5 protein-coding genes and 1 pseudogene are annotated in these 7233 nt (G+C 24.3%); all 6 read right to left on the bottom strand.

Going from position 1 to position 7233, the window contains the following annotated elements; genetic code table 11:
- Window positions 1–40 precede the first annotated feature (40 nt).
- Window positions 41–979 (bottom strand): ankyrin repeat domain-containing protein, encoded by a 939-nt coding sequence (locus tag JG677_RS06230; protein ID WP_200285730.1) that lies wholly within the window; start codon window positions 977–979, stop codon window positions 41–43.
- A 9-nt stretch (window positions 980–988) separates the two neighbouring features.
- Window positions 989–2641, bottom strand: coding sequence for a putative toxin (locus tag JG677_RS06225; RefSeq protein ID WP_200285728.1), 1653 nt, complete (start codon window positions 2639–2641; stop codon window positions 989–991).
- Window positions 2642–2654: 13 nt separating this feature from the next.
- The gene (locus JG677_RS06220; RefSeq protein ID WP_200285726.1) at window positions 2655–5156 is read right to left on the bottom strand and encodes a type VI secretion system Vgr family protein; all 2502 of its coding nucleotides are present in this window, start codon (window positions 5154–5156) and stop codon (window positions 2655–2657) included.
- Between the two features lie 93 nt (window positions 5157–5249).
- Window positions 5250–6218 (bottom strand): siderophore ABC transporter substrate-binding protein, encoded by a 969-nt coding sequence (locus JG677_RS06215; protein WP_200285724.1) that lies wholly within the window; start codon window positions 6216–6218, stop codon window positions 5250–5252.
- A gap of 20 nt (window positions 6219–6238) precedes the next feature.
- Window positions 6239–6994: an iron ABC transporter ATP-binding protein gene (locus JG677_RS06210; protein WP_200285721.1), complete on the bottom strand. Its 756-nt coding sequence runs from the start codon at window positions 6992–6994 to the stop codon at window positions 6239–6241.
- Window positions 6991–7233, bottom strand: a pseudogene (gene ceuC, locus JG677_RS06205) (enterochelin ABC transporter permease CeuC); the annotation flags it as partial. The pseudogene ceuC and the gene JG677_RS06210, both read right to left, overlap by 4 nt.

The raw sequence follows: 7233 nt of genomic DNA, 5'->3' as shown, positions 1-7233 counted from the left end.
GATTACTTGTTTGAAATTCTTCTAAATATTTCATCAATAATTAACTTTTATTTTTAATTTCTTTAATAAATTTATCATTGATTATTCTAGCTATATTCATCATATCTTCACGTGTTAAATCCTCTTCTTTAATGCCTTTATTTTTTATATATTCATCTTGAAATTTAAAGATTTCATTTTCCATTTTCTTTTGACTTTTAGCTCCAAATTCTAATAGAATTTTTTTGACTTTAGAAATTTGACAAACCTCTATTATAGAAGTTAATCTTGGCCAACGCACATGATTTGGATTTGCTCCAAGTTCTAATAAAACTTTTATAGTATTATAATTTTGCTCATCATCGCTTTCTACAATAGACATTAAAGGGGTTGATCCTGCAAAATAAAATTCTTCTTCATATTCTTTAGATTTTTCATTAAATTTTTGATAAATCTGACTTTGTATTTCTAAGTTTGCTCCATATTTTAATGCAAGTTTTATTTCATCAATTTCTCCTCTTATAGCCCAATCATGCAAAATACTATCTCCTAAGTGATTAAAAACATTAAATGTTGCTCCTTTTTGAATAAAATATTTTATCACTTTTTCATCAAGCCCTATTTGATCCATATAAAAAGTTAAAGCATTATAATTATCTTTTGTATGTTCAAATTTAAAATTAGGATTTATGCCACAAATGTCTATAAGATAATCTAATAATTTCGTATCTTTTCCTTGCTCTATAGATCCAGCAGCGGCATTAGCAAGAGTATTGTCACAAAAGAATAAAGGAGTTTTTATACCCTCTTCTTCGCATAATAACTCATAAAAACTTTGCTTTATAGGATAATCTTTTAAAAAATTTATTGTTTTTTCAAAATCATTTGCAAAAACCAAATCACAAAGCTCATCTCTTAAATCATCTATTTCTTTATCACTTAGAGCACTAATTCTTTCTCTAGCCTCTAATTCTCGTTTAGATATTTCTTTAATGCTCACACATACTCCTTATCTTGGTATTTGCAATTGTTGATCTTTATTTAGCTCATCTTCTATGCTTAATGGATCGTTTAAATTTAGTCTTTTAATTACTATTTTATTTGGAGCATTATTTTTTAAATGATCTAAATAAAGTTCTTTAAAAATAGTTTTTATACTTCTATGCATATGTCTATGATAAATAAAACCTTTTCTACTTCCCAAATCTCCTTTCATAAAAACTCTAAGATTTAAAAAAGAAAAATTAGGATTTTCTTTTTTTAGCTTGTTAATGATTTTTTCATTTTTTTCTTTATCAATAGCTATACTATCGCTTAATTTTGTATAATGATTACACAAAAATATATAATCAAGCTCGTATTCTTGTGCAAGTTTTAATTCAAAACTTATTTGCTCTGTTAAATCTTGTTTTTGGACATTTTTAACTTCTATAATACTTCTTTTATCATTTACTACAACTAAAAAATCAGGAATGGTAAAGTTGTAACTATTTTGATTAAAATTTGCATCAAATTTTCTTCTATTTGAAATATATCTTGTAGATCCTTTACTAAATAGCATAGAAGCTGCATATTCGCCTAATTCTCCTATGTCTTTTGGATTGGGATTTTTTTCTTTTAAGGAATTACTTTTAAATTTTTTAACTTTTTTTTGGGTTTTGGATTCCTTTTTTTCTTCATAATCTTTTATTTTTTTATCAAAACTTTTAGCATACTCATATTTTCCCATTTGAGAACTCTCTCTTGCACTTTTAAATTTTTTCTTACTTATTATTTTTTTTAGCATATCTACATTATAAATTTTATCTTTATTAATGCAATCAAAAAGTTCCTCTTGTCTTTTTTTAGCATAAATTAATATACCTTCTCTTTGTTGCTTTTTAATCTCTTCTTGTGAAAGATTTTCTTCTCCATTTAAAACAGCTAAAAATTCTTTTGGACTTTGAAGATTTAAAGCATCATTTTGAATTTGAGCTATTTTTCTTTGAAAGGTTAATGTTTTTTCTTTTATTTTCCTAAGCTCTGTTAAAATAATAGCCCTATCTTCTAAAGGAATAGGATCAAAAACAAAACCTCTTTTATTTTTTTGTTTAGGAATTAATCTCACAACTAAACTTCTAATACCTTTTTCAAATTGTTCTGTTAAAAAACTAGCAGGAATAGTAACTTTACCATCTTTTATTTCAAAACTTCTAATTTCTTTTTCTTCTTTAGTGTATCTATCATAAAAAATATCAAATTCATCACCTTCATCAAATCTTGATTTTAAATTACCTAGCTTTTTTTCTTCAAAATTATGATTTAATGATGCATCATTTATTTGAGAGTCTATATTTTTTTCATATTTAGCAATATCTTTAAAATCTATATCTATATTTGCATCGTCTTTAACCTCTATAGAATCTTGCTTATAAAGTTCCATCTCTTTTAAAAAAATACTACTTCCATCTTTTTTATTAAATTCTAATTCTTTTATTTTTTTTAAATCTGCATTTTTTCCTTTTTTTCTTTTTTGTGAAGGTTCTTTTACTTGTATTTCTTTTTCTTTAACTAAAAAATGCTTAGGTTCATAAAAAGCAAGTTTGCAATTTGACAATATAAAAACTTTTCGAAATTCTTTAACCAAAAAAACAATATCATTAAATTTTATAAGTTCAGGCATAAATATTTCCTATTTATTCAATTCTTAAATCTCCGCCTTTGATTCTAAGTCCATTAGAATCTATAATTACCTCTACCCCATCTACTTTTATAATAACTTCTTTTTTAGTATGAATAATTGCAGAACCACTTTCTATTTGTGTTACAGCTTTTTTCTTTGCGACTATAATATTTTCTTCATTAGCCAAAAAATTAACAAAATCAGCATTAAAAGAACAATTTTTATCCGTTCTAAAACCTAAAGAATCTTCAGCTTGAATTTGTAAATTTTCCTTGCTTAATAAAGATATATCTTTAGAAGAGTCTATTTTTATGCCATCTTTAACCCTAAGAGTATAAGAACCTTCAATCGTTTCATTTTTATTATTTCCTACTCTTTGTATATAATCATTTGAAATATCTTTTTCAAAATTATTCTTTATCTCTACTTTTTTATCATTACCTATATATTCTTCACAATCTTGACCTATATTAACTTTATGAGTTACACCTACATTTAAAGTATTACTAAGCCCTACATTGGTATCTTTTGAAAGTAAAGTATTTTCTAAATATTCTGCTCCAACATTAACATTTTTAAAACCAGCAATATTTTGCATATGTCCTAAAATAATAAATTCACTAAACAAACCACCAATTTCTGAAGTTTTATTATTTTTTATAACTTGCTCACGATTGTTGGTAATTTCTTCTTTATAATCTTTTTGTGCTAAAAGATAAATTTCTTCTTTTCCAGCTTCATTTTTAAAAGTTAATTCATTTCTCTCATAAGATTTTAAATTTTCTTGCCCCAAGGTTGAATTAGATATAGTTAAAAAATGATTATTTGTATAATTTAAGGCATAATCTTTATTTTCTTGTATATTAAGCTCAGGTAATCCTTCATATCTCATTAATGGAATTTGTTTTAAATAATTTAAAGTATTATTAGCAATTTCTCTTTTAAATTTAGGATAAGAATAAAGTGGTAAAGCATTATTTTCATTATAAAAACTTCCACTTACAAAAGGCTTATCGATATCATTTTCCAAAAATGAAATTAATACCTCATCTCCAACTCTTGGTATCCTAAAAAACCCAGAATGACTTGAGGCTATAGGGGAACTTATTCTTAAAAAGCAGCTATGATGATATAAATTTTCTTTTTTATCAATTGCTTCTTGATTAATAAAAGCATCAAATCTTACTTTTACTCGACCATATTTATCTGTAAAAATTAAATTACTTTCATTTGAAATTTCATTATTTTGACCTATAACTATTCCTTTTGTTTGACTAGGTGCTTTAGGTTTTGGCTTAAAACTTGGTGTATATGTTATATGGCTTGGTAAAAAAGTGATTATATTAAAATAAGATTTTGTAAATTGCAAATCTTTAATTTCTTGTTTATCATTTGTATTTATAGAATTAGCCAAAATTGCATCATCAACTAAATATTGTTCTAATTTTATAATAACAAAATCTTTTTTTTCGCTTTTTAGGTCTCTTGTAAATGAAGGGTTAAAATTTATATTGATACTATCATTTAAAAATAAATTGTAAATATTGCTTTTTGCTTTAAAACTTTCACCTAAAAGCTTATATCTTCTTTCTTTTAAATAAATAGGGGTTTTTAAGTCTATATCTTCTGTAAAAGAATTGGCACTTTCATAAATATGTTCATTATAATATTGCGAACTTTTATTTTTTTGATCTACTATGTTTAAATTTAAAGAATTTAAATTTAAAGGATAGTTAGCATTTGCGCTCGAATAGGTAAATTGGTTGGGAAAAATAGAACTTTCTTTTATAAAAGAATAAATACAAGGTTCATTTAAAATATTGTTAATATTGGAATTAAATTGAATGTTTTGATGCTTAGATGCCACAAAAACATCGCAAAAATAAATTTTTTCATCATCCTCGTAAAAATATATGCCGTTATTATGAGCAAGTCGTGTAATAAATTTTAAATCGCTTTCATTGTATTGGACAATAAGTTCTTTTTTGGAATAATTATGCTTAAGTTTTGAAAAATCAATTTCTTTATTAATAAACTTTCCTTGATAAAATTCTAAAGTGATCCTAATAACCTCTAAAATACTTAAATCTGTATAGATTCTATTTGCTCTATTAAAAGACATTCTGGCTAATACAGAAGTAAGAGTAAATTTAAAAAAATGCTTGTAAGAAAGATGTTTTATTTCTGAATTAACTATATTATTGGCGCTTTCATTACTTAAACCCAAATAATTAACATAAGAAATAATACCCTTATAAATTTTATTTTCTTTATGTGTAAAATTAATTGTTTTATTTTCATAAGGATTTTTGATAATAAAATGAGCCTCTTGATCAATTAAAGAATTAGGATAAAAATTTGTATTTTGATTATTAATCAAATCTTCTTCTAAAATTTCAATATAACCTTCACATTCACAAACAAATAAATCTTCCAAACTTTCTTTAATATAAGCCTTAGTGATTTTAAAAGAAGCAGATGGATTAATAATATTTAAACTAAGATATGAATTCATAATTACCTTCTTTTATAATCAATTTAGCTCGTAATTATAAAAATTATATCATAGTTTATCAGCTAAATAATAAATTTTATTAAATTAGTAAGATTAATTTAATGCTTTAGCTACTTCTTGAATCATAACTTCTAAAGATTCAAGCCCGCCGCCTGAAAGATACCAATATTGTGGATCAAGATAAATAATTTTATTATTTTGTGCTGCCTTGGTTTTTAAAATCAAGGCATTATTTAAAATATCTTTAGCTTTTGCTTGATTTCCAACAATAACATTTCTATCAATAACAAAAATAAAATCTGGATTCTTCTCTAAAATATATTCTGAGTTAATACTCTTACCATGTGTGCCAACTTTTAAAGATTTATCCACAGGCTCAATACCTAAAATATCATGTATTAGACCAAATCTCGAAGAAGATCCAAAAGCTGAAATTTTATTAGAATTAGTAAGTACTATCAGGGCTTTTTTATCTTTATTGATTTTACTTTTTATTTCAGAAATTTCTTCTTTTATTTGTGATATTTTATTTTTTGCTTCTTCTTCTTTATTATAAAGTTTTGCAATGCTTAAGACATTATTTTCAAAAGAAGATAAAAAATCAGTATTGTCTATACCAAAATATATAGTAGGTGCAATTTGATTTAATTTATCATAAAATCTAGTTTGACGTCCTGAAATAATGATTAAATCTGGTTTTAATGCATTAATAGCCTCTAAATCTACTTGTTGAACACCGCCTATATTATTTTTATCATCATATTGCTTCAAATAAGTAGGTAAATTTTTAATAGGAACTCCAACAACTTTACCATTTAAATTTAAAGAATCAAAAGTATCTAAGGAACCAAAATCTAAAATTACAACCTTTGAAGGATTTTTAACAACCTTACTTTCACCCAAAGAATGCTTAATTAAGAAAAAATCTCCCTCATCGATTATGCTTATAGGAGTAATAGTTAAAGCATTCTCATTGTTATCTTTAGCTTTATCATTTGAACAGCCACTAAAACCAAACCATAAAAACAAACAAAAAAATAGTAAAATATTTTTCTTTTTCATATTTTCTCCTTAAAAATAAATTAAAAATAAAGACATATTTTTTTATTTTTAAATTCCATTAAAGGAATTTCCATATCATAAACTTCTTTTAAAATTTCACTATCAATAATCTTTTCTGTATGATCAAATTTAACAACCTTTCCATCTTTTAAAGCAAGAATTTCATCAGAATAAATTGAAGCAAAATTAATATCGTGCAAAACAACTATGATAGATTTATTAAAATCTCTAATTAAATTTTTCATCAAATTCATAATCTGAACACAATGCTTCATATCAAGATTATTTAAAGGCTCATCAAATAAAATAAATTCAGTATCTTGAGCGATAATCATTGCTATAAAAGCTCTTTGTTTTTGTCCACCGCTTAAAGTGTCTAAGTATTTATCTTTTATTTCATAAAGCCCTGTATAATTTAAGGCTTCATTGATTTTTTCTTTATCTTGTGAATTAAGTCTTCCTTGAGAATAAGGAAAGCGACCAAAAGATACCAACTCTTCAACACTTAATCTCAAATTTAAATTATTTTGTTGTTTAAGAATGGAAATTTTTTGGGCTAATATATTTTCTTTATAAGAATTAATATTTTCATTATCAATATATATTTCACCGTTATCAGGTTTCATCAAACGACTAATAAGAGAAAGTATAGTACTTTTACCAGCTCCATTAGCACCAATTAATGAAATAAGTTTATTTTTAGGAAAAGTTAAATTTAAATTTGAAACTATACTTTTTTTATTATAACTTTTACTTATATTTTTTAACTCTATCATAATTTATTACCCTTAAAAACAAGATATAAAAAATATATTCCACCAATGAAATTTATAATCACGCTTATAGTTGTGTTGTATTCAAAAACTCTTGAAACAAAAAAGATACCTATAACTAAAAATATTATTGCAATTAAAGAACAAGCTAGGAGTAAAAATTTATGCTTAGAAGTCTTAAAGAGTTCATAAGTGATATTACACACTAAAAGCCCTAAAAACGTGATAGGACCGACTAAAGC

The organism is Campylobacter sp. TTU-622, assembly GCF_016598965.1.
Lineage (GTDB): Bacteria > Campylobacterota > Campylobacteria > Campylobacterales > Campylobacteraceae > Campylobacter_D.
This window is presented reverse-complemented; position numbering and strand designations above follow the sequence as displayed.

Excerpts from the sequence above, each read along its gene's own strand:
- JG677_RS06225 (WP_200285728.1), bottom strand. The coding sequence starts at position 2,641 with ATGCCTGAACTTATAAAATTTAATGATATTGTTTTTTTGGTTAAAGAA.
- JG677_RS06215 (WP_200285724.1), bottom strand. The coding sequence starts at position 6,218 with ATGAAAAAGAAAAATATTTTACTATTTTTTTGTTTGTTTTTATGGTTT.
- JG677_RS06220 (WP_200285726.1), bottom strand. The coding sequence starts at position 5,156 with ATGAATTCATATCTTAGTTTAAATATTATTAATCCATCTGCTTCTTTT.
- JG677_RS06210 (WP_200285721.1), bottom strand. The coding sequence starts at position 6,994 with ATGATAGAGTTAAAAAATATAAGTAAAAGTTATAATAAAAAAAGTATA.